A 23,589-nucleotide genomic window follows, 5' to 3' on the forward strand; every position below is an offset into this window, starting at 1 on the left:
TTTTCTGTGAGTGCTGCTATTTGGGGGGCTGAATGTCCGGGAGCGGAGTGCAAAAACTGGCCTATGCGGCCCTTCTGGTGCTGCTGTTTGGCGTCTGCACCGGCCTGCTTGGGGGTCTGTAGCCATGGCCAAACGCTTTGGCGGCAAATACAGCCCTCAGGGTCAGGAATCGTCGGATAGCCCGCTGCCGCGCGGCCAGTTTGACAATGCTCGGGTTGAACCTGCAGGCGCGCGGGCAAACATCCTGTTCATCCCCGCGATCCCTCTGGTCTTTTTGTCGCTTAATGATGGCGCGATTGGCATGACCATGGGCCTTGTTGCCGCCGGCATTCTGACAGCCGCCGCGTTTTTGCTGCGCGAAGGGTTGCGGGCCGAGGCTGCCTATAACGCCCGCAAAACCGCGCGTCGCCCAGCCTTCCCTCGTAAGATCTTCGCAAGCGTTCTGACCGGGCTTGGGGCAGCGCTCGCGTCCTACCGGACCGAGTTTCTGGACGCTGAGACCGCAGCACAAGCAAGCCTTGTAGCCCCGATTCTGTTTGGCGCCGCCGCCGCGACCCTGCATTCCGTGTCCTTCGGCTTGGACCCCATGAAAAACAAGGGGATGGAGGGTGTCGACACGTTCCAGCAAGACCGTGTCGCCCGCGTCGTCGATGATGCAGAAAAGCATCTGGCTGAGATGACGGATGCAATCAAACGCGCCGGAGATCGCCGGATTGAGGCGCGTGTCGAACGGTTTCAGGACACCGCCCGCGATCTGTTTCGCACGGTCGAAGAAGATCCGCGCGATCTGGCGGGCGCACGGAAGTATCTGACCGTCTATCTGCAGGGCGCACGTGATGCGACCGTCAAGTTCGCGGATGTCTACGCCCGCACCCGCGACGGACAGGCCTTGGCAGACTACTCCGCCCTATTGGATGATCTGGAACAGAATTTCGCCGCGCGTACGCGCAAAATGCTATTGGATGACCGTAGTGATTTAACGGTCGAAATCGACGTGCTGCGTGAAAGACTGCAGCGCGAAGGTGTCCGGCTGGACTGACCGGCCCTTTATATTTGAGCGAGGAACTCCCCTATGTCCGACGAGATCAAGAACAAAGCGGTTGAGGCCGAAACACTTGTGCAAGAGGTCACCGCGGTGGCCCTGCCCGAACCGCAGGCCGAGGTCGTCTCGCTTGAAGAGGCCGACGAACCCGTCAGCGCCGAGATCCGCAAGCGCATGGATGAGATCGACATGGGCAACACCAATTCGATCGTCGCCTTCGGCTCGTCCGCGCAGGCAGAATTGCAAGAGATCAGCCAAGCCATGCTGGCGGATGTGCGCAACAAGGATGTTGGCCCTGCAGGGGACAGCCTGCGAAACATCGTCACCACGATCCGGGGGTTCTCGGTCAGTGAGCTGGACGTGCGCCGCGAACGCAGCTGGTGGGAGAAACTGCTGGGCCGCGCCGCGCCTTTTGCCAAGTTCACGGCCCAGTACGAAGAGGTTCAGGGTCAGATCGACCGCATCACCGACGATTTGCTGTCTCATGAACATACGCTGCTGAAAGACATCAAATCGCTGGACCTGCTCTATGAAAAAACGCTGGGGTTCTATGACGAGCTGGCGCTCTATATTGCTGCGGGCGAGGAAAAGCTTACCGAGCTGGACAGCCACGACATCCCCGAGAAAGAGGCCGAGGTTCAGGCAGCGCCCGAAGACCAGCAGGTCATGAAAGCGCAGGAGCTTCGCGATATGCGCGCCGCACGCGACGATCTGGAACGCCGGGTGCATGACCTGAAACTGACCCGGCAGGTGACGATGCAGTCGCTGCCCTCGATCCGGTTGGTGCAGGAAAACGACAAATCTCTGGTGACGAAGATCAACTCAACCTTGGTCAACACGGTTCCGCTGTGGGAAACCCAGCTGGCGCAGGCCGTCACCATCCAGCGCAGCGCCGAAGCCGCCGCTGCCGTGCGCGACGCCAATGATCTGACCAACGAGCTACTGACCTCAAACGCGGCCAACCTACGCGAGTCGAACAAGATGATCCGCGAAGAGATGGAGCGTGGCGTGTTCGACATCGAAGCCGTCAAACAGGCCAACGCGGACCTGATCGGCACGATCAATGAAAGCCTGGCGATCGCGGACGAAGGCAAAGCCAAACGTGCAGCCGCCGAGCAAGAGCTTCAGAAGATGGAGGCCGAATTGCGCGACACGCTGGCCGCCGCCAAGGCACGGCGTGACGGGACCGGCGACAATGCCGGAACGGCTGTTCCGGGATAAGGTGGGCTGGGCGTGCGGCCTTTGACCTGTCTCAAAACGGGCCTTGGTGTTCTGGGGCTTCTAGCGCTTGCGGGGTGCGATGAGGCGCTGACCTCTTCGGTCGTTCCGCAGGTGCGGCCATCGGCCCCGCCGACTGCGGCAAACGCCTATGTGCCACCTTCGGCCGCCAGTCAGGACCTCGCGCGGTTCTATCAACGGATCGAACGGGACCTGCTTACCCGCGGCCTGTTGCGTACCGATGGCGGAGGACCAGACACCCCTTATGACGCCGACGACCTGAGCCGGAACTTTGAGGCCATCGCTTTTTACAGCGAATATCCTGATCACACCGTCTCGCTCGGGTCGCGGCAAACGGATGGGCAACTCAGCCGCTGGTCAGGACCTGTTCGTATCCAGACCGAGTTCGGACCCTCGGTCCTGCCCGCGACCCGCACCAGTGACGCGGATCAGGTGCAGTCCTATGCCGCAAGGCTGGCCAAACTGACTGGCCATCCGATTTCGACCGTTAGTCGCAAAGCCAATTTCCACGTGTTTTTCGCCGGCAAGGATGACAGCGCTTATGTTGTCACGCGCCTCAAGGAACTGGTGCCCAACATCAGTCAAGCCTCTCTTGATTTAGTTGCCAACCCGCGCGCGAGTTTTGACTGTTTTGTGATTGCTTCGGCCACCCGCAACGATCCGAACAAATACGTGCGTGCGGTGACGCTGATCCGGTCGGAACTGCCCGATCTGGTGCGGCGCAGCTGCATTCACGAAGAGATCGCGCAAGGGCTGGGCCTGTCCAATGACAGCCCCGCCGCGCGGCCCTCGATCTTCAACGATGATGACGAGTTTGCTCTGCTGACAAGTCATGATGAGAAACTACTGACAATGCTCTACGATCCGCGTCTTTCGCCCGGAGTGACGGTCGATCAGGCCCGCCCTGTGGTGCGGATCATTGCGCGTGAATTGATGGGGCAGCCGCTCTGACCCCAAGGACAGGAGAACCCAAATGGGAATTTTCGATTTTCTGACCGGAGAGTTTATCGACGTTATTCACTGGGTCGATGACACCCGAGACACCATGGTCTGGCGGTTCGAACGCGAAGGGCACGAGATCAAGTATGGTGCCAAGCTGACCGTCCGCGAGGGTCAGGCTGCGGTGTTTGTGCATGAAGGACAGCTGGCGGATGTATTCACACCAGGTCTCTATATGCTTGAGACCAACAACATGCCGATCCTGACGACTTTGCAGCACTGGGATCACGGCTTTCAGTCTCCGTTCAAGTCAGAGATTTATTTCGTCAACACGACGCGGTTCAATGATCTGAAATGGGGTACAAAGAACCCGATCATGCTGCGAGACCCGGAATTCGGACCAACCCGCATTCGGGCCTATGGCACCTATACGGTACGGGTGAAAGACCCGGCAAAATTTCTGGTCGAGATCGTCGGAACCGATGGTGAATTCACCATGGATGAGATCAGCTTTCAGGTCCGCAACATCATCGTGCAAGAGTTCAGCCGCGTGATCGCCGGATCCGGTATTCCGGTTCTCGACATGGCGGCGAATACGGCCGATCTGGGCAAACTGATCGCAGCCGAAGTCTCGCCCGTGTTGGAGGGCTATGGGCTGGAGATGCCTGAGTTCTACATCGAAAACATCTCGCTTCCGCCTGCGGTAGAGGCCGCGTTGGACAAGCGCACCTCTATGGGACTGGCGGGTGATCTGGGCAAGTTCACCCAGTATTCCGCCGCCGAGGCGATGACGGCAGCAGCCAACAACCCCGGTCAGGGCGGCGGCATGGGTGCCGGTCTTGGCATGGGAATGGGCATGGCGATGGCCAATCAGATTGCGAACATGGCAGCGGGCCAACCGAGCGGCCCTTGGGGATCGCCTGCCCCCGCTGCCCCGCAACCATCCGTGCATGCGGCCCCGCCGCCCCCTCCGCCCGTTGAGCATGTATGGCATATCGCGGTGGACGGTCAGACCAGCGGACCGTTCTCGAAGGCCAAGATGGGGCGTATGGCCACGGACGGAGAACTGACACGCGAGACACATGTCTGGACCGCTGGTCAGGATGGCTGGAAAAAAGCCGGTGAGGTGCAGGAGTTGGCGCAACTGTTCACGATCCTGCCCCCGCCTCCGCCGGGTGCGTAAGCAGTAGCAGGCGGACGGATGACTGAAGAACACCGCTTTCCCTGCGACCAATGTGGCGCGGACTACCGGTTCAATCCCGGCGATGGCACGTTGACCTGTGACCATTGCGGCCACTCCGAACCCATTGGCTCAGGCCCATGGGGCGGCGCAAGCCTGCGCGAGCTGGATTTTGACGCCGCCATCGCCGACCGTCTGCCCGACAGCGAGATTGAGGAAACGCGGGTTCTGTCCTGTCCGAACTGTGCCGCTCAGGTCGAGTTCGACCCGAATACCCACGCAGCGGAATGTCCGTTCTGTGCCACTCCTGTGGTGACGGATACAGGCGTCAACAGGCATATCAAACCCAAAGGCGTCCTGCCTTTTGCGCTGGATGAACGGTCCGCCCATAAGGCGATGGGGGATTGGCTGGGTCGGCTTTGGTTCGCGCCGAACGGGCTGAAGGACTATGCTCGCAAGGGGCGAAAAATGCAGGGCATATATGTGCCCTACTGGACCTTCGACGCGGACACCAAATCCAGTTATCGCGGCGAACGCGGCACCGTCTACTACGAAACGCGCACCGTCATGCGCGACGGGAAGCGGGTGCAACAACAGGTGGCCAAAGTGCGCTGGAGCCCGAAATCCGGTCGTGTCGCGCGGTTCTTTGATGACGTTCTGGTGTTGGCGTCACGCTCTCTGCCCAAGAAATATACAGACGCGTTGGAGCCCTGGGATCTGCCCGCACTTGAACCCTACCAGCCGCAATACCTGGCGGGGTTCCGGGCCGAGGCGTATTCGGTCGAGTTGCCCGATGGGTATTCCGAGGCGCGGGCACATATGGCGCGCGTGATCGAGCGTGACGTGCGCTTTGACATCGGTGGCGACCGGCAGCGTATTCACGCGGTGGACACGGATGTACGCGATGTGACGTTCAAGCATATCCTGCTGCCCATCTGGATGGCTGCCTATAAGTATCGCGGGCAAACCTATCGGTTTGTGGTCAACGGGCGCACTGGCCGGGTGCAGGGGGAACGACCGTGGTCTGCGATCAAGATAACCATTGCGGTGGTCCTCGGCCTGCTGGTGGCAGCAGGCGTGGGGTACGTGATGGCGACGTCGCAGGGGTGAGCCCAGCAAAATCACACAGGCAGACGTTTTCCCGACTACGCGCAAGACGCTGGATGACAAGTGGGCCTCCGGCGGCTAAACCGACTGCTGAACGCATGCGATTTGGGGAGAGCGATGCGCGCAGTCTTACAACGGATCTCTAGAGCGTCAGTCTCGGTGGATGGCGCTGTTGTCGGTCAATCGGGACCGGGCCTGATGATTCTCGTATGCGCGATGCAGGGCGACAGCGAAGAGAATGCCTCGAAACTTGCTGCGAAAATCTCCAAGCTGCGAATCTTCAAGGATGACGCCGGTAAAATGAACCGGTCTGTTGTGGACATTGGCGGCTCGGCCTTGGTTGTCAGTCAGTTTACCCTTGCTGCGGATACGGCCAGCGGTAACCGGCCCGGATTCTCGCAGGCCGCTGCGCCGGATGTCGGGAAACACCTTTATGAAACCTTTACCAAGAACCTCGCCGCTTGCGGAATCGCGGTCGAGACAGGGCAATTTGGGGCCGACATGGCCGTCGAACTGGTCAATGATGGGCCAGTGACAATCTGGATGGAGAATTGATGACCCGCGCTGAACAGGCAATCGCACTCTGGCAAGCCGGAGTCGCGGCGGTAGACGGATACACGGCAACCCGCAAAGCACTCTCCGATGTTGCAAAACCGGATCGGATTCTGGCAGTTGGCAAACCCGCGGCGGCGATGGCCCGAGCGGCATTGGATCATTTCGGAGACATCCCAACGCTGGTGGTCACCAAGGACGATCATGGGCGCGACCTGCCGGAGGGCGTCGAGGTGATCGAGGCCTCACATCCAGTCCCGGACAGCCGCAGCCTTGCAGGCGGCAGGGCACTACGCCTTGCGGTTGAGGCTATGCCGTCTGAGGCGCACCTGCTGCTGTTGGTGTCGGGCGGCGCGTCCTCGCTGGCCGAAGATTTGATAGGTGGCAAAACGCTTGAGGATCTGAAGGCGTTGAACAAAAAGCTGCTCTCCGAGGGACTTGATATCGGGTCGATGAATGCGGAACGACGCAAGATTTCGCAAGTCAAAGGCGGAGGATTGCTGTCCCGGCTCAAAGGCCGAAAGGTCACGGTTCTGGCGATCTCGGACGTGCCGGGGGATGATCTGAACGTTATCGGCTCGGGCATCGGTGCGCTGCCTGAACAAGTCTCTTACGAGGCCGAAGCGCAGATCATTGCCTCGAACGCCCATGCACGTGCGGCGGCTGCCGAAGCGGCCGAGGATGCGGGTCTGTCGGTGCTGGCCAATGAAGAGGCCCTGCATGACGATTATCAGGCTGTTGCCACAGCGCTCGGTGAGAAACTGCGGCAGATGGGATCAGGCGTCATGGTTTTCGGCGGCGAGCCGACTGTTGTGCTGCCCCCAAACCCCGGACAGGGTGGGCGCAATCAGGCTTTGGCACTGGCTCTGGCGCATGAGATTTCCGGCCTTGAAAATATCACGGTCGTGGTCGGAGGAACCGACGGAACAGATGGCCCAACCAACGCAGCGGGCGGGGTCGTTACTGGCGCCACTTGGGCCAAAGGCGCGGACGAGGCGCTGGCCGCCGCCGATAGTGGGGCCTTCCTGGAAAACGCAGGCGCTTTGCTGGTGACCGGGCCGACGGGAACCAATGTCATGGACCTGATTGTCGCAATTCGGGATTAGAATGACGTATTCTCCCGATACCGACCAAGGCAACCAATAGATCATTTTCGTCATAGCGGAGGACGCGAAGACACGGCGCTATGACGGCTTTGATAAACACGGTATTGTCAGGCAAGGCACATTTGCGACACGGAATTCCACTTGCCCGACCCGCTGAAATGCGTCAACGTTGACTCACGCGTCAATAAAAAGCCCGAAAACGGGCGAACACAATCAACTGGGAGCTTCTGAATGAACGAACAACTCACTCACATGTCCAAACAGGTGACGGCAGGCAAACTGACCCGTCGCGAGTTCATGGGCAAAGCCGCCGCTCTTGGCGTTTCGGCAGCCATGGCAAGCACGATGTTCGCCGACGCGGCCCGTGCAGCCGGCCCGAAAAAGGGTGGCGATCTGAAATTCGGCCTGCAGGGCGGCGAATCGACCAACTCGCTGGATCCGGCAACCTATGCAAGCTCGGTCCCGTTCCAGAACGGCAAACAGTTTGGCGACCAACTGGTCGAAGTTGCACCCGACGGCACGATCGAACCACGCCTTGCCGAAAGCGTCGAAGGCAGTGCAGACGCGAAGGTCTGGACCTTCAAGCTGCGTCAGGGGGTCGAGTTCCACAACGGCAAGACCATGACCAGCGAAGACGTGCTGAAAACCATGCAGCGCCACTCGAACGAAGACTCCAAGTCCGGTGCATTGGGCATCATGAAGGGCATCGAGTCGATGAAGGCCGATGGCGACAATTTCCAGGTCACCCTGTCCGAGCCCAACGCCGACCTGCCCTATCTGATGGCCGACTATCACCTGATCATTCAGCCGGATGGCGGCATGGAGAACCCGGCAGCCGGTATCGGCACAGGTCCCTACAAGCTGGAAGTTGATGAGCCCGGCGTCCGTCACCTGTTCACCAAGAACGAAAACCACTGGAACAGCGATTTCGGCAACTTCGACAGCGTCGAAGTGGTTGTCATCAACGACGCAACTGCCCGGACAGCCGCGCTGCAATCGGGTCAGGTTCACGCAGTGAACCGCGTCGAGCCCAAAGTTGCCGACCTGCTGGGCCGCGCGCCAAACCTGACTGTTCATTCGACCGCCGGTCGTGGCCACTATGTGTTCATCATGCATTGTGACACGGCTCCGTTCGACAACAACGAACTGCGCACGGCTCTGAAGTATGCCATCAACCGCGCGGATCTGGTGGACAAAGTTCTGCGTGGGTATGGCTCGATCGGGAATGACATGCCGATCAACGCGGCTTACCCACTGTTCGATGAGACCATCGAACAGCGTGAGTTCAGCGTTGAAAAAGCGGCAGAGCACTACAAGAAATCCGGTCACGATGGATCGCCGATCATTCTGCGCGTTGCAGATGGCGCCTTCCCCGGTGCTGTGGATGCGGCGGCGCTGTTCCAGCAAACCGCTGCTCAGGCAGGTATCCCGCTGGAAATCAAGCGTGAACCCAATGATGGCTACTGGTCGGAAGTTTGGAACGTTCAGCCGTTCTGTGCCTCTTACTGGGGTGGTCGTCCGGTCCAGGACCAGATGTATTCGACCGCGTACCTGTCGAGCGCAGATTGGAACGACACGCGCTTCAAGGTTCAGGCCTTCGACGACTTGCTGTTCGCAGCGCGCGCCGAACTGGACGCGGAGAAACGCAAGGGTATCTACAGCCAGATGGGCCAGATGGTCCGCAACGAAGGCGGCCTGATTTGCCCGATGTTCAACGACTTTGTCGAAGGCATCAGCAACCAGCTGGACGGTTGGGAATCTGATCCGACGCAAGAAATGATGAACGGCAACATCTCGCGCAAGATGTGGTTTGTATAACTCGGGCAACGGATAATGCATCCTATCATCAAACTGGTTTCCCAGCGCCTTGCGCTGGGACTCCTATTGCTGCTCGGCGCTTCGGCTCTGATTTTTGGCCTGACCGAAGCCCTTCCCGGAGACGCCGCGCAAGCCGTCCTGGGGCAGTCCGCAACCCCTGAGGCCCTTGCAAACCTACGAGAAGAGATGGGCCTGAACCGCCCTGCCCTAACCCGCTATTTCGAATGGTTGGGTGGCATCGCGCAAGGCGATCTGGGGCAATCCCTCACCAATAAACTCGATATCTCCGAGAGTATCGGCAAACGCCTCGGTAATACACTATTCCTTGCTTGCGTCGCTGCGATCGTTTCTGTTCCGCTTGCGATCTTCTTGGGCCTTCTGGCCGTCCGGTTCCGCAATCGCTGGCCCGACAAGTTGATCTCGGCGATTACTCTGACAACCGTTTCAATCCCCGAGTTTCTGATCGGTTACGTGGTGATCTACTTTATCTCTGTTAAACTGGGCTGGTTCTCATCCCTGGCGATGATCAACGATTCCATGACCTTCGGGCAGAAGCTGAATGCAATTGCACTGCCGGCTTTCGTTCTGACGCTGGTGGTTCTGGCGCAAATGATGCGCATGACCCGCGCGGCCATTCTGAACCTCATGCAATCGGCCTATATCGAAACCGCCGAGCTTAAGGGCCTGAGCACCTTTCAGGTCATTGCACGCCACGCCTTCCCCAATGCGATTTCCCCTATCGTGAACGTTGTGATGCTGAACCTGGCCTATCTGGTTGTCGGTGTCGTCGTGGTCGAGGTTGTGTTCGTCTATCCTGGCATGGGGCAGTATCTGGTGGATGCGGTGACCAAACGTGACGTGCCCGTCGTGTTGGCCTGTGGCGTCGTATTCGCGGCCGTCTATATCGGCCTGAACATGGTTGCCGATATCGTGTCGATCCTTGCCAACCCAAGACTGAGGCATCCGAAATGATAAAGAACATTCCTCTTTCGGCACTGATTGGCCTCTTGTTCACTGGCGCCTATTTCTTTGTGGCCATCGCGGCCCCCCTGATTGCGCCCTATGGCATGGCAGAAGTCGTCGGTGATGTGTGGGAGCCTGCCAGCGCCGAACATCTGCTGGGTACGGACAATATCGGGCGGGACCTACTGACCCGCATGATCTATGGCGGGCGCACGACGATCTTCATCGCTGCCGCCGCAACCTTGCTCAGTTTTCTGACCGGTACGTCTCTGGGTTTGCTGGCCGCCGTTCTGGGCGGATGGGCGGATCAGGCACTCAGCCGGACTGTTGACCTGATCATGTCGATCCCGACCCTGATCCTGGCGCTGGTTATTCTGGCCATCGTTCCGGTGACCGTTCCGATCCTGATCCTTGTGATGGGTCTGCTGGACGCAACCCGCCCCTATCGACTGTCGCGCTCGGTCGCGGTGGACATCAACGTGATGGACTACGTCGAAGCCGCGAAACTGCGCGGTGAAGGGCGCGCGTGGGTTATCTTCCGGGAAATCCTGCCCAATGCTCTGTCACCGTTGGTGGCCGAGTTTGGTCTGCGGTTCATCTTCATGGTTCTGTTCATCTCGACCCTGTCCTTCTTGGGCCTGGGCGTGCAGCCGCCGCTGGCGGACTGGGGCGGCATTGTGAAGGAAAACAAAGACGGTATCGTCTATGGCATCGGTGCTGCCCTGTGGCCCGCCGTGGCTATCGCGACGCTGGCCATCTCGGTCAACCTTGTGGCTGACTGGGTTCTGAACCGCACCACATCGCTGAAAGGAGGCCGGGGATGAGCGACGATATCCTTCTCAAGGTCCGCGACCTCAAAATCGGCGCGACCGTTTATCCGCCGGGCGAGAAGCCCCATGACATCGAAATCGTGCACGGGGTCAGCTTTGACCTCGAACGCGGCAAGGTGTTGGGGTTGATCGGTGAATCCGGTGCCGGTAAATCCACCATCGGTCTGGCTTCGATGGCCTATGGCCGGGGTGGCGTGAAGATCACCGGCGGCGAGGTCTGGGTAAACGGCCGCGATATCCTCAAGACATCTCATGGGGATATCCGCAAGCTGCGTGGGGGTGAGGTCACCTATGTGTCCCAATCCGCCGCCGCATCGTTCAACCCTGCCAAAAGGATCATGGATCAGGTCGTCGAAGCGGCGGTCGAGCAGAAGAAATTCACCCGCAAACAGGCCGAGGCCCGTGCGCGTGAACTCTTCGCCAAGCTGGGCCTGCCCGATCCGGACAATATCGGCAGTCGCTACCCGCACCAGGTTTCCGGTGGTCAGCTGCAACGTTGCATGACCGCGCTGGCCCTGTGCCCGGAACCTGATCTGGTGGTGTTTGACGAACCCACTACGGCCTTGGACGTGACCACCCAGATCGACGTTCTGATGGCGATCAAGGAAGCCATTGCAGATACCGGCGTCGCTGCGCTCTACATCACCCACGACCTTGCGGTTGTGGCGCAGGTCAGCGACGATATCATGGTTCTGCGGATGGGCGACACCGTCGAGTACGGCAATACCGATCAGATCATCAACAACCCGCAGGAAGACTATACCAAGGCCCTGGTCTCGGTCCGGTCTATCGAACACGAAGAGAAAAAGCCGACTGCGGAGCCGGTTCTTCAGGTCGACGGTATTACCGCGCGCTACAAGGGTCTGAACTTCGATGTTCTGCACAACGTCAATGTTGAGCTCTATCCGGGGCAGACTTTGGCGGTCGTGGGCGAATCCGGCTCGGGCAAGTCCACGCTGGCGCGCGTTATCACCGGCCTGCTGCCCGCACGTGAGGGTGAGATCACCTTCAACGGGCGTAAGCTGAGCTCGGATCTTAAGGGCCGCACGCGCGAAGACCTGCGTGAGCTGCAGATGATCTATCAGATGGCGGACACGGCGATGAACCCGCGTCAGACCGTCGGCACGATCATCGGCCGCCCGTTGGAGTTCTACTTCAACATGCGCGGAGCCGAGAAACGCAAACGCGTCGTCGAGCTGCTGGATGAGATCGAACTGGGCGAGAAGTTCATTGATCGCTACCCGGCGGAACTCTCCGGTGGGCAAAAACAGCGTGTCTGTATCGCGCGGTCACTGGCGGCCAAGCCCAAGATGATCATCTGCGACGAGGTTACCTCGGCCCTTGACCCACTTGTGGCAGACGGCATCCTAAAGCTGCTGTTGGACCTGCAGAAGATCGAGGATGTGGCCTACCTGTTCATCACCCATGATCTTGCGACGGTCCGCGCGATCAGCGACAGCATCGCGGTGATGTATCAGGGTCGCGTCGCGCGCTATGGCTCGAAGTCTCAGGTGCTTAGCCCGCCGTTCGACGACTACACCGACCTGCTGCTCAGCTCGGTCCCCGAGATGGAGCTTGGCTGGCTGGAAAAAGTCGTAGCCAACCGCAAGATGGAGGCGGCCGGGAACTGACCCCTGCCCCAACCAACGCTATGAAATCCCGGCACGTGTCACAAACAGGTGTCGGGATTTTGCTATTCGGGGCGGGAATGGGCAGCCCAAGCGCAACGAATCTTCTAGGGTCGCCGGAAACACTCTCGAAAAGGGTCGGATCATGGACCGCAAACTCCTCCTCATCATTCTGGACGGCGTCCCGTGGCGCAACTTCCGCCGGTTGTTCGGCAACCTCGAAGGTTGGGTCGATAGTGGTGAGGCCCGCGTGTGGAAACTCCGCTCGGTCCTGCCATCGACTTCGGCCAGTTGCTATGCCTCGATCCATACGGGCGTGACACCGCAGGAGCATGGCTGCACCGGCAACGGCAATGTTTTCCGCCTGAGCCATAAGGACGTGTTCAGTCAGGTTCGCGAGGCCGGGGGCGTGACTGGAGCCGTCACACACAGCTATTGGTCACAATTCTTCAACCGTCATCCATTCGACTATGTGCGCGACGTGGAGTATGACGAGCCGGACAGTAAGACCATCAATCACGGGCGGTTCCACAGCATGACCGGCTATGGCAAGGCCAACCAGATGACGCCCTGTGACGTCGATCTGTTTGCCACGCTGACGAACCTTTGCCTGCGCCATGGGTTGGACTATGGTATCCTGCACACCTGCACCTTGGACAGCATGGGTCATCGCTTCTTCCACGATTGCGAGGAAATGGACCACGCCTGTTTCGTAACGGACGAAATGCTGGCCCCTTTCATTCCGAATTGGCGTAAACTGGGCTATGAGGTCATCGTCACCGCCGATCACGGTCAGGATGAACGCGGCCACCACGGCGGGCGGAGCCCGTTGCAACAGGAAACCGCGCTCTACTACTTTGGCGACGCAGAAGGCCCCGAGGCCGATACGGTGATCGATCAGCTGCAGCTCGCCCCTACCATCCTAACACGTATGGGCGCGCCGCTGGCAGAAACGATGAAGGCTAAGCCGTTCCTGAGCTGATCAGGACGCTACGCGAGTTCATCCGCGACAGGAATGTCTTGAACAGGACAGGGCATTCCTTTTCTATACTGGACCCGAGATGGGTTAGTCGTAGGACCAGATCCCCTGCCCTAGCGCCTCAATGGCGATGGAAATCCGTTCAAAACTATCTGCCGCGCGCTTGACCGAGGTTCGGGCGCGCAGATAACCGTGGACAAGGCCCGGTTCGTTGATCCACTCAGCGCGTCCTCCAGCAGACTGGATCGCGGCACAATAGTCTGATCCATCATCCCTGAGAGGGTCGCAATCGGCGGTGATGACAACGGTCGGCGGCAAGCTCGAGAAGTCGCTATCCTGAAGCGGGGCAAAAGTTGGATCGCCGCTTGGGGCTGGCCCCCCGCATCTAACTGCTTCGTAGAACTTGATATCCTGAAGCGTCAACAACGGCGCATGCGCGTGTTCGATATACGAACCTTTGGACGTATCACCTCCCAGCCCGGGGTAGATCAAGACCTGCCCCAAGATAGTCTCTAGCCGACCCCGCGCGTGATGAGCGACACATGCCGCCAGATTGCCCCCTGCACTGTCACCCGCCAGAATCATCGGGTCGCCAAATTCGTCCGCCGCCCAGTTTGTAGCAGTCCAACAGTCCTGAAACTGGGCCGGATGCACGTTTTCGGGGCACAGGCGATAGTCGACTGCGACAATCCGATATCCGGTCTGTGCGCAAATCTCGGCGCAGACATCATCGTGGCTATCCAGCCCGCCGACGACGAAACCGCCGCCATGGAAATAGACGACGGTTCGTGTCGGTTGACCTGCGGTATAAAGGCGGACCGGCACGCCATTGGCGGACAGGTCCTGCACCGCCACCCCTTCGGGTCGCGGCTGGCGAAAATCCTGACACATCTTGTCATAAACCTTGCGCTGGTCTTCGATTGACAGATCCACCGCATCGTCAGGATAGCTTTCAGCCGTGCGTCTTATGAACGCCCAAGTTTCCTCATCAATTAGACGTTCATAATCCATGTTCCCTCCCGGTTAGGCTGCCCACTCCCACGGCCGGGTATAAGCGCCCAGCACTTTGCTGACATCGTCCTCGGATGTGCCGTTCGCGTCAAGCTGCGCGACCAGGCCACGCTTCTTGTCGTCGATGACCGAGACGACACGGGCATCAACGCCAGCTTGCTCAAGCGCGCCATTGTAGATCCGGGTGATCGCGTGCTTGCGCAGATCAGGTTTGAACACCTTACCAACCGCGGTCTTGGGCAATTCGGTCAGAATTGTCATGTGCTTGGGCTGAGCCGCGCGTTCATGAACATGGACCTTACAGAACTCCATCAACGCCTCTTCGGTCACCGAAGCTCCCTCCACCAGTTCTACGAATGCGCAAGGCACCTCACCGGAATGGGCGTCGGGCTGACCAATGGCACCTGCGAAGGCCACGGCCTCATGCCCTAGCAGGGCCTCTTCGATCTCGGCAGGATCAATATTATGTCCGCCACGAATGATCAGGTCCTTGGCACGGCCAGTGATCCAGAGGTACCCATCCTCATCAAAGCGACCCAGATCGCCTGTGCGCAGATACTTGTCGTAGTGGTACAGGTTCTCGTTCTTGTCGGTTTCTGTATAGGTATTGCCTGCAAAGACACCGGGGTTCGAAACGCAGATTTCGCCAATTTCATCCACCGCGCATTCCTTGGGGCCGTCTGGGCCGTCCTGCAGGATTTTGACATCTGTGTATGGGAAGGGAATCCCGATCGAGCCGATCTTTTTCTCACCATCCACCGGGTTGCACGAGACAAGGCAGGTGGCCTCGGTCAAGCCGTAGCCTTCGACGATAGTCACGCCCGTTGCCTCTTCGAACCGCCGGAACAGTTCGACCGGCAGCGGGGCTGAGCCGGAGAACGCCGTTTTCACCGAGGAAATATCAGCATCCACGGGTCGTTGCATCTTGGCCGAGATCGCGGTGGGCACGGTTATGATGAAACTGACCTTCCAACGTTCGATCAGCTTCCAGAAATTGTCGAACACGCCATCGCCGCGATATCCCTGAGGTGTCGGGAAGATCACATGCGCGCCCGAAGACACGGCCGCCATCCAGATCACATGCACGGCAAAGACGTGGAACATCGGCAGCGGGCACATGATGACGTCGTTTTCGTCAAACAACAGCGTATTGCCCAGCCAGCCATTGTAGATCAGGCCCGAATATTTGTGCTGCGCCACCTTCGGCATGCCGGTCGTGCCGCCTGTGTGGAAGTAGCAGGCCACCCGGTCCTCGGTGCTGTCTGCGAAGGTCAGGGTCGTGGGCTGCTTGGCCAATTCCTGATTGAAGTTCTTATAGTCCGCATGCGCGAGCTTTGCCTTGTCGCCCATTTTCGGCCGCAGGAAGGGGACGATCCAGGACTTCGGCGGCGTCAGATAGCGGTTCAGGTCAATCTCGAGAATGGTGTTGACCTTGGGCGCATGGCGCACGGCCTCTTCTACCTTCTGCGCCACATCCGTTTTCGGGAAGGACTTGAGCGTGACGACAACCTTGGCACCTGTCTCGCGCAGAATGGCGGCGATCTGCTCCGGCTCGAGCAGCGGGTTGATCGGGTTCACGATGCCAGCGACGGCTCCGCCCATCAGGGTCACTAGCGTCTCGTTACAATTGGGCAAGACATAAGCCACCACGTCGTTTTCGCCGATCCCGAGCGAGCGAAACAGGTTGGCCGCCTGATTGACCTGCCCTAGAAGGTTGGACCATGTCAGCGTCTCGGCCTTGTCATTCGGACCTGAAAACAGCTGAAAACTGACCGCGTTGTGGTTTGGAAATTTCTCTGCCGTGCGCGATAGCAGCTGGTGGAACGTCACCGGCAGGTCGCGGTCCTCCCACGTCATTTCCTGTTCAATACGCGCTTTGTCTTCCTTGCCAACAAAGGCCATGTGGCTCCTCCCCGTGTTTTATTCTCCCGCGCGCCACACGCGGAGTGATCTTACCTCAGATGGGATCACAACCTTGGCGGCGCAAGCAAGGGCTTAGCGAGGGAAAAGTTGAAAATGTAGAATGACGCTACGGCGAAACGGCGATTGCCGGAGCGTCACTTTATTCCGCAGCGACGCCATCAGTGAACTGAAGACGGGCCAACCGAGCGTAAAGACCCCCTTGCGCCACCAGATCGTCATGCGTGCCCTGGGCGACAATGCGACCGGCCTCCAGCACCACAATGCGGTCCGCCTTTTTCACAGTTGCTAGCCGGTGCGCCACGATCAGGGTCGTGCGTCCGGCGCGCATCTGATCCACCGCGCCCTGCACAGCCCGTTCGCTTTCCGCATCCAGCGCCGAGGTCGCCTCGTCCAGCAACAGAACCGGCGCATCCCGCAAAATGGCGCGGGCAATGGCGATCCGCTGTTTCTGACCGCCTGACAGCATCACACCCCGCTCACCAACGAAACTGCCATAGCCTTCGGGCAGTGCCGCGATGAAGTCATGCGCGGCAGCGGCGCGCGCGGCGGCCTCGACCTCGGCGTCCGAGGCATCCAGACGACCAAAGCGGATATTGTCACAGGCCGAGGCGGCAAAAATAACCGGATCCTGCGGGACCAGAGCCATATGCTGACGGAAATCTGCCCTGTTCAGGTTTTGCAGGTCCATCCCGTCCAGCATCACGCGCCCCGAGTTCGGATCGTAGAACCGCTGGAGCAACTGAACCACAGTTGTTTTTCCCGCGCCCGAGGGGCCAACGAAGGCAACCGTCTCGCCGGGATTGACCTGCAGGCTGAGCTTGTCCAGCGCCACCACATCGGGCCGCGCAGGATAGCGGAAGGTGACCTCTTCGAACTTGATCTCTCCGCGCACCGGTTGCGGCAACGGTTTTGCTTGGGACGGATCGATCACTGTATCTTCGGCATTCAGCAGCTCGACCAACCGTTCAGTGGCCCCTGCTGCGCGCTGAAGCTCGCTCCAGATCTCGGACAGGGCAGCGACAGAGCCTGCCATGATGACGGAATAGATGACGAATTGGATCAGGACCCCTTCGGTCATGACCCCGTTGCGCACGTCATTGGCCCCCATCCACAGCACTCCAACGATGCCTGAGAAGACCAGAAAGATCACGATGACCGTCAGAATGGCCCGCGTCTGGATACGCCGCAGCGACACTACATACGAGGTCTCAGTCATATCGCCGAACTGCTGGCGGCTTGCGCGTTCATGGGTAAAGGCCTGCACGGTCTGTACCGCGCCCAGCGCCTCGCCCGCGTTGCCCGATGAGGCCGCAATCCAGTCTTGATTCTCGCGACTGATGGCGCGGAGCCTGCGCCCCAGCACCAGGATTGGCACCACAACCACCGGGATCAGCAACAGAACCAGCGCTGTCAGCTTGGCCGAGGTCAACAGCATCAGCACCAACCCTCCGACAAACATCAGCAGGTTGCGCAGGGCAATCGAGACAGATGACCCGATCACCGACTGGATCAACGTCGTGTCGGTGGTGATCCGGCTCAGGACCTCTCCGGTCATGATGCGTTCGTAGAACTCGGGGCTCATACCGATGACGCGGTCAAAGACGGCCTTGCGGATATCGGCGACCACGCGTTCCCCCAGACGGGTGACCAGCGCGTAGCGGATACCTGTGCCCACGGCGAGAATACCGGCAATGCCCAGCGCGGCCAGGAAATACCAATCCAGCAGCTCTCCGTCCTGAATGCGGAAGTTGTCCACCACGCGGCGCACGGCCAAGGGCAAGGTCAGCGTCATGCCAGCCGTCAGGACCAGCGCCAATGTCGCCCCCAGCATCAACAGGCGATACGGCTTCATGAACGGCCAAAGCGATGCCAAGACGCCCAGCTTTTTCGAGCCTGCTCTTTCTTCGCTGGCGCCCGGCGCGGATGCGGTGGTCGTGCTGGCTATCTGTCTCGCCATGTGCGGCCCTTGTGTCTTCACTGTGCTTCGATGCTGAGTTGCTGTTTCTTGGCGGTACTGGCCCGCAGGGTCAAGGCCGCGCGCAAAATGCCCTGAGGACCGGGCCATTTGACGCAGAGATGTAGGGCTGAGTTGGAGCGGGTAGACGGAATCGAACCGACATAGCCTGCTTGGAAGGCAGGGGCTTTACCATTAAGCTATACCCGCTCAATGTTTCGCCTTCCTATGTGATGGCTAAGTGGGCGTCAAGAGCGAACCATCACTTGGGCAAATTGACCCGAAAGAAAGAGTTTTTCGTAGTTTGTGAGGAAGGTGTGAGCAAAGGCGTTCTCTTTGATATCGCAGGTGTTCTGTATCAGGGCGACAAGCCACTGGCGGGTGCTGCGGAGGCGGTTTCAACCATTCGCGAGACAGCACTTCCGGTTCGCTTTCTAACGAATTCCACCCGAAGACCGAAGCGTGTTATTCTGGATAATCTGCAAGGCTTCGGAATAGACGCAGATCCCGAAGAAATCCTGACACCCGCTGCGGCCGCTTGTGCCTGGCTAGAGGAAAACGGTTTTGCGCCACATCTGCTGATCCATCCGGATCTGGAAGAGGATTTTGCAAAGTGCTCGAAATCTGGCCCCAAAGCGGTAGTGGTTGGAGATGCCGGCCGCTATTTTACGTATGAACGATTGAACGCAGCCTTTCGTCTGATCCAAGACAGTGCTCCCTTTCTTGCATTGGCGTCCAACAGAGTGTTTCGCGATACAGACGGCGAATTGAGTCTGGATGCTGGCGCTTTCGTCCGGGCGCTTGAGTATTCGAGTGGAACGAATGCTCTTCTGTTTGGAAAGCCATCGCCAGCGTTTTTCCACTCTGCCGCGCAAAGCATGGGGCTGGAGCCTGCTGACGTAACAATGATTGGCGATGATGCCGAAAGCGATATCGCGGGTGCTTTGAAGGCGGGCTTGCGCGCGGCCATACTGGTACGAACCGGAAAATACCAAACTGGCGACGAGGCGCGCTATGAACCGCGACCCACTGCAACTGCAGACGGTGTCCGGGCCGCTGTGGAACTTTTCACCGAAGGGCGCGATTGAAAGCGCCCGAAGGAGCATTGCACCGATGGGAACCGGCACACACAAACAGATAAGGTCAGTGCGGTAAACTTCGGCCCGAACAAGCTTTGATTTCAAACTTGGGTTGGCACACGACCCGCGGCGGGTCAGAACACTCGAGCAAAATGAGGGCTTCTGCAAGTTCCGCCAAGGGTAAAAGAGGACACTGAAGTTCTCCGCGGACGGCCCGTAGCCGACATTCAGCACGGCATAGTGTTTCCGCGGGTGCGGCCCGCTTTGCTTACATTCACTGCAAATGCAAATTCTCGACATCTGCGAATTCACAGGATGCGGACTGTGCGGCCATCCGCATTTTCACTCCGAAGGACCGTAGCAGACCTTCGAAACGAGACTTTGCAAACCCAGAGGTTCGCGGCCCTACTTTCATCAAACTCTAATTTGCAACTCCACTAGATTTCTGTAAGCGCCTCAGCGATTTTGTCTGCGAGTACTTCAGGCTGGTCAACGCTCGGCCAATGTGTGGCGTTTTCTAAGATGACATGGTTCATCTTGTTTTCTTCTAGCCAACGGACAGTGTCTTCGGGACAATTATCGGGATTGTACAAATATGTAACGTTAGCTGCGTGTTGCAAAACTTCACCTGGTACGTGATCTGATGAAAACTTCCGGGCGTCAATGCCGAGCTGCCAAAGCGCTAAAGGATCAGCTTTTGAGACTTCGTCGCTATATCTTCTTATGATCGGTTCAGACTTCGCCATTTCATCCAGCCGCCCTAGAAACGCTTTGCGAAACTCTGCCGGACTAGCGTAGTCGGCCGCTGTCCCGGAAAAATAGGCATCCGCGGCTGTAATATTTCCTTCCAGAGAAACGATTTTAGTCAAAGGGCAGTCTGCCCGGCGGACGGCCAAGGAAGCTATGATCGAAGCAACTGAATGGGCGACGATAGTTTCGGCCTCATACTTAGTTGCTTCATTTGACACATATTGCGCGAGGGCTTCGAGTGTTGTTCCCTCAGAAAGAGGCGCAGCACCAAATCCTGGAAGATTGATGGGCAACAAACGATAGCTGATAGCAAGATGTGTCTCAGCCAATCCGTCAAACATGCTTCCGTTGTCGCCGAAGCCGGCAACGAACAAAATGATCGGCCGATTGTCACGCACCCCTTTGAATTTTCTTGAGTGTTCGGCGCACATATCAATCTCCTGAACTCTGCGGGACGCGCAAAACAGGGCTCCAACGTGCAAGCTACTTTGTGCAAAGAAGGCTGTTTGCGGTGTATCGGGAGCTTTCTGCAATTCCTATGGGAAGGACCTCAGCCGCAGTATTTTCGGACCTCGGTATCCCGAAGCCCCGTGGCTACAAGCATGCATCTGTTACGGGCTTCGTAGTAATAGCCGCGGGCATACCACATGACCGCTTCGGGCTCATTTCCATCCGAAACCATCCAGGCACCGCGCAGGTATTTCACCGCGTACGTCAGATTGGTCTGAGCGTCCAAGAGGTCGGAAGGCTGTCCACGAAATCCCATCTGGCGCGCTGTGGCAGGTAGAATCTGCATCAGCCCGTAGTAGGGGCCATTTCGGGCTCTGGGGCGGTAATCACTTTCTCGCTGGATCACGCGGTGTACAAGGCTCCGCGGCACACCGTTTGCGTCCGCAGTTTCGTTGATCATCACGCGCAGCTCAGGGGTCTCACCTGGATAAAGCCGGGTTAATGGCTCTGCGGGTTGATTGCTACAAGCGGCAAGAAATAACGCAGCAACAATGAACGTGTTTCGCATCAGAATTCTCTTCCCATCAACTGTACGATTCATCAGCGCTCAACTGCGATTGAATTTCAATATCCCAGAAAATTGTTGAGCGACTTTTGGCCCGAATTGATTTGGCATCTAATATCGACGATGCACTCTCTTTTCAGTAACAATGTGCCTCTTTTTCTGACGCTCACGCAAAAAGACAAACAGTCCCGACCCCAAGATCAGTGCGATACCGATGGCGACAGGCAGGTTTGGGAGCTCTCCCCAGATCACCCATCCCCAGAAAACGGCCATAGGAAGACCGACGTATTCAAATGGCGCCACTGTCGCCGCGTCTGCCATGCGGTAAGCCTGGCCGAGGCAATACCCGATGATTGCAGAATTGAATCCGAGCCCAATAAACAACCAGCGGTCAGTCCCTTCGGGCCAAACCCAGGCACGCAGCAAGAAGATCAAGCTTTCGTTTTCAAACGCGCTCGCAAAGCGCCCATCCCCTGCCACTGACCAGAACAACAGGCTGACAACGATAAAGCACGCCTGAATATAAACAGCCATTGCTGAGGCCTTGGACTTTGCGCCCAAGAAACGAGTCATCACGTTGTTGAGGGCATAGGTGAACGCAGCAAGAACCGGAAGGGCATACATCAGTAGACTAACCTCACGCTCGCCGCCGGCCTCCCAGGGGCGGATCATGATCACCACGCCCAAAAATCCCACAATCACGGCACCAATCCGCATCGGCCCAACTCTTTCGCCAAGCAATGGGATACTCAGCAAGGTGATCATCAAGGGAGCTACGAAGAAAACAGCCGTGGCTTCCGCCAGGGGCATTACCGCGAGGGCTGTAAAGAACGTCAGATTGGCTACCACAATCAACAGACCGCGCAGAAGGTGAAGACCTGGCTGATCGGTTTTCAGGATGCGCCAACCGCCCTCCATCTGGACTAGGGCAAAGCTAAACCCGACTCCGATCAACGATCTTGCAAACACCATCTGGTGCAAGGGGTAACCGCCAGACAGGAATTTAATCAGCATATCATTGATAGAAATCGCCAATATTCCGATCAGTACGAACGCAATACCAACTGTCGGGTTTTGTAATTTTTGTACCGGTGTCATGGTGTGCCCTTTCATTGGGCCACTACCATGGGTCTGGGGATAGATCACGTCGCTTTGCGACACGGTAAGTCGCGCAACCTTGTCCAACTTAGGTCTTGTGCGTAGCTTTTGGAGCCATGTGCAACCTCTACTCCAACACCATCCCGGCCACAGCGATGCGCCATCTGTTTGACGTGACCGTTGAACGCGACACGCTGGGGAATGCGGAACCATTCCCAGCCATTTATCCAAAGCCCTTAGCTCCTGTGGTCAGGAAAGGCGACGAAGGTAAGCGTGAGCTGGTCTCGCTGAGTTGGGGATTTCGTACGACAAAGAAGTCAAAGAAAACCGGTGCTATTATCCAACCGGGTGCCTTGAATAACGCACGTGATGACAAGGTGCGCTCAAACGGCTTGTGGAAACAGAGCTTTGAGGAGCGGCGTTGCCTCGTTCCGGTTAGTTCGTTCTGTGAGGCCCAAGGAAAAAACCCTGCCACCTACCACTGGTTCGCCCTGAAGGGCGATGAAGACCGCCCGCCACTCGCATTTGCGGGTATGTGGCAAACCTCGCGATACCAGGGCCTTGAAGGGCCCGAGGAGGTTGAAACCTACACCGTCATCACCACGACGGCCAATGAACTGGTAAAGCCCATACACCCGCAGAGAATGCCCGCCATCCTCAAGCCGGAGGACTATGAGCAATGGATGGATGGCAACGCGGATGACGCATTCGAACTGCTGGAGCCCCTAAATTCGAACGAAATGCAAATTGTTCGGTCTGGCGAAGGTGAGAAGTCGGACTCAGCAGGAAGATTGCCGTGAAAATCGTATCGGGTGGGCAAACTGGCGTAGACTTGGCTGCACTTGAGTTCGCTATCCAACGCGGTTTGAGCTACGGCGGCTGGGTTCCCAAAGGTCGCATCAACGAAGCTGGCCGCATTCCAGAGCGATACTCAGGTCTAACGGAAGCACCTTCGCCAGAACCAGACGTCAGAACCCGGCTCAACGTCGGTTCAAGCGACGCGACGCTTATTCTGACTGATGGATCAGAAAGTCCCGGCACGAACTATACTCATCAAGTCGCAAGTGAGTTAGGAAAACCGGTTTTGCGTATCGCGCTTGCAGATAAAAACCGTCTAGAAACTGAGCGGGTTCGGCAATGGGTCGCATCGATCAAGCCTTCGGTTCTCAACGTTGCCGGACCACGTGAATCTGAGGCACCTGGGGTATGTTCGAAAGCGTTTGCTTTCCTGAGCGACGCACTTTCGACCTCCTAGGCCAGTTTCTCACACGCCCGAAGTTCTTAAAGGGCTGACCGGTAAACCCGACGGTATTAACAACCCCTGCGGTCCATTGATCGAAAATTCCACACTGCCACCATTACCACTAAGCTATACC

21 protein-coding genes and 1 tRNA gene are annotated in these 23,589 nt (G+C 58.1%); 15 read left to right on the forward strand and 7 right to left on the reverse strand.

Features of this window, described 5'->3' with window-relative positions:
* Nucleotides 1-124 precede the first annotated feature (124 nt).
* From ACR0I8_RS16170 to ACR0I8_RS16225, 12 genes are all read left to right on the forward strand, one after another.
* Nucleotides 125-1,039 carry a 5-bromo-4-chloroindolyl phosphate hydrolysis family protein gene (locus tag ACR0I8_RS16170; protein WP_170691737.1) on the forward strand — a complete coding sequence of 305 codons (915 nt, stop codon included), beginning with the start codon at nt 125-127 and terminating at the stop codon, nt 1,037-1,039.
* A gap of 33 nt (nt 1,040-1,072) precedes the next feature.
* Nucleotides 1,073-2,263, forward strand: coding sequence for a toxic anion resistance protein (locus ACR0I8_RS16175; protein ID WP_170374831.1), 1,191 nt, complete (start codon nt 1,073-1,075; stop codon nt 2,261-2,263).
* A 12-nt stretch (nt 2,264-2,275) separates the two neighbouring features.
* Nucleotides 2,276-3,232 carry a DUF2927 domain-containing protein gene (locus ACR0I8_RS16180; protein ID WP_480703394.1) on the forward strand — a complete coding sequence of 319 codons (957 nt, stop codon included), beginning with the start codon at nt 2,276-2,278 and terminating at the stop codon, nt 3,230-3,232.
* 22 nt (nt 3,233-3,254) lie between these two features.
* Nucleotides 3,255-4,403: an SPFH domain-containing protein gene (locus tag ACR0I8_RS16185; RefSeq protein WP_170691734.1), complete on the forward strand. Its 1,149-nt coding sequence runs from the start codon at nt 3,255-3,257 to the stop codon at nt 4,401-4,403.
* A gap of 18 nt (nt 4,404-4,421) precedes the next feature.
* On the forward strand, nt 4,422-5,510 hold the full coding sequence (locus tag ACR0I8_RS16190; protein ID WP_170662124.1) for a TFIIB-type zinc finger domain-containing protein: 1,089 nt from the start codon (nt 4,422-4,424) through the stop codon (nt 5,508-5,510).
* Between the two features lie 114 nt (nt 5,511-5,624).
* Nucleotides 5,625-6,062, forward strand: a complete 438-nt coding sequence (gene dtd / locus ACR0I8_RS16195; protein ID WP_170691732.1) for a D-aminoacyl-tRNA deacylase — start codon at nt 5,625-5,627, stop codon at nt 6,060-6,062.
* Nucleotides 6,062-7,165, forward strand: a complete 1,104-nt coding sequence (locus ACR0I8_RS16200) for a DUF4147 domain-containing protein (RefSeq protein ID WP_170691730.1) — start codon at nt 6,062-6,064, stop codon at nt 7,163-7,165. Before dtd ends, ACR0I8_RS16200 begins: the two co-directional genes overlap by 1 nt.
* A gap of 231 nt (nt 7,166-7,396) precedes the next feature.
* Nucleotides 7,397-8,983 (forward strand): ABC transporter substrate-binding protein, encoded by a 1,587-nt coding sequence (locus tag ACR0I8_RS16205; protein ID WP_170691728.1) that lies wholly within the window; start codon nt 7,397-7,399, stop codon nt 8,981-8,983.
* Between the two features lie 15 nt (nt 8,984-8,998).
* Nucleotides 8,999-9,955 (forward strand): ABC transporter permease, encoded by a 957-nt coding sequence (locus tag ACR0I8_RS16210; RefSeq protein WP_170374804.1) that lies wholly within the window; start codon nt 8,999-9,001, stop codon nt 9,953-9,955.
* Nucleotides 9,955-10,770 carry an ABC transporter permease gene (locus ACR0I8_RS16215; RefSeq protein WP_170375341.1) on the forward strand — a complete coding sequence of 272 codons (816 nt, stop codon included), beginning with the start codon at nt 9,955-9,957 and terminating at the stop codon, nt 10,768-10,770. Before ACR0I8_RS16210 ends, ACR0I8_RS16215 begins: the two co-directional genes overlap by 1 nt.
* Nucleotides 10,767-12,407: an ABC transporter ATP-binding protein gene (locus ACR0I8_RS16220; RefSeq protein ID WP_170374802.1), complete on the forward strand. Its 1,641-nt coding sequence runs from the start codon at nt 10,767-10,769 to the stop codon at nt 12,405-12,407. Before ACR0I8_RS16215 ends, ACR0I8_RS16220 begins: the two co-directional genes overlap by 4 nt.
* A gap of 142 nt (nt 12,408-12,549) precedes the next feature.
* Nucleotides 12,550-13,386 (forward strand): alkaline phosphatase family protein, encoded by an 837-nt coding sequence (locus tag ACR0I8_RS16225; RefSeq protein ID WP_170691726.1) that lies wholly within the window; start codon nt 12,550-12,552, stop codon nt 13,384-13,386.
* An 84-nt stretch (nt 13,387-13,470) separates the two neighbouring features.
* Here the strand turns inward: ACR0I8_RS16225 and ACR0I8_RS16230 are convergent, their stop codons facing one another.
* From ACR0I8_RS16230 to ACR0I8_RS16245, 4 genes are all read right to left on the reverse strand, one after another.
* Nucleotides 13,471-14,394: an alpha/beta hydrolase gene (locus ACR0I8_RS16230; RefSeq protein ID WP_170691724.1), complete on the reverse strand. Its 924-nt coding sequence runs from the start codon at nt 14,392-14,394 to the stop codon at nt 13,471-13,473.
* A gap of 12 nt (nt 14,395-14,406) precedes the next feature.
* Nucleotides 14,407-16,296, reverse strand: coding sequence for an acyl-CoA synthetase (locus ACR0I8_RS16235; RefSeq protein ID WP_170691723.1), 1,890 nt, complete (start codon nt 16,294-16,296; stop codon nt 14,407-14,409).
* 160 nt (nt 16,297-16,456) lie between these two features.
* The gene (locus ACR0I8_RS16240; RefSeq protein WP_170691721.1) at nt 16,457-18,274 is read right to left on the reverse strand and encodes an ABC transporter transmembrane domain-containing protein; all 1,818 of its coding nucleotides are present in this window, start codon (nt 18,272-18,274) and stop codon (nt 16,457-16,459) included.
* A gap of 133 nt (nt 18,275-18,407) precedes the next feature.
* Nucleotides 18,408-18,481 (reverse strand) — tRNA-Gly (locus tag ACR0I8_RS16245).
* 107 nt (nt 18,482-18,588) lie between these two features.
* Here ACR0I8_RS16245 and ACR0I8_RS16250 point away from each other — a divergent pair.
* Complete coding sequence (locus ACR0I8_RS16250) at nt 18,589-19,359, forward strand: TIGR01458 family HAD-type hydrolase (protein ID WP_480703397.1); 771 nt, start codon at nt 18,589-18,591, stop codon at nt 19,357-19,359.
* Nucleotides 19,360-19,787: 428 nt separating this feature from the next.
* Here the strand turns inward: ACR0I8_RS16250 and ACR0I8_RS16255 are convergent, their stop codons facing one another.
* The 3 genes from ACR0I8_RS16255 to ACR0I8_RS16265 form a co-directional block, all read right to left on the reverse strand.
* A complete protein-coding gene (locus tag ACR0I8_RS16255; protein ID WP_170691717.1) occupies nt 19,788-20,531 on the reverse strand; it encodes an alpha/beta fold hydrolase in 744 nt (247 codons plus the stop codon).
* Between the two features lie 119 nt (nt 20,532-20,650).
* Nucleotides 20,651-21,118, reverse strand: coding sequence for a lytic transglycosylase domain-containing protein (locus ACR0I8_RS16260; RefSeq protein ID WP_170374788.1), 468 nt, complete (start codon nt 21,116-21,118; stop codon nt 20,651-20,653).
* A gap of 108 nt (nt 21,119-21,226) precedes the next feature.
* On the reverse strand, nt 21,227-22,213 hold the full coding sequence (locus ACR0I8_RS16265) for a DMT family transporter (RefSeq protein ID WP_170691715.1): 987 nt from the start codon (nt 22,211-22,213) through the stop codon (nt 21,227-21,229).
* A 116-nt stretch (nt 22,214-22,329) separates the two neighbouring features.
* On the opposite strand from ACR0I8_RS16265, the gene ACR0I8_RS16270 reads away from it, so the two are divergent.
* Together ACR0I8_RS16270 and ACR0I8_RS16275 are read left to right on the forward strand one after the other, a co-directional pair.
* A complete protein-coding gene (locus tag ACR0I8_RS16270) occupies nt 22,330-23,013 on the forward strand; it encodes an SOS response-associated peptidase (protein ID WP_170643101.1) in 684 nt (227 codons plus the stop codon).
* Nucleotides 23,010-23,468: a putative molybdenum carrier protein gene (locus ACR0I8_RS16275; protein WP_480527019.1), complete on the forward strand. Its 459-nt coding sequence runs from the start codon at nt 23,010-23,012 to the stop codon at nt 23,466-23,468. Before ACR0I8_RS16270 ends, ACR0I8_RS16275 begins: the two co-directional genes overlap by 4 nt.
* Nucleotides 23,469-23,589: the final 121 nt, after the last annotated feature.

It is taken from the genome of Ruegeria sp. BG9, assembly GCF_056538305.1.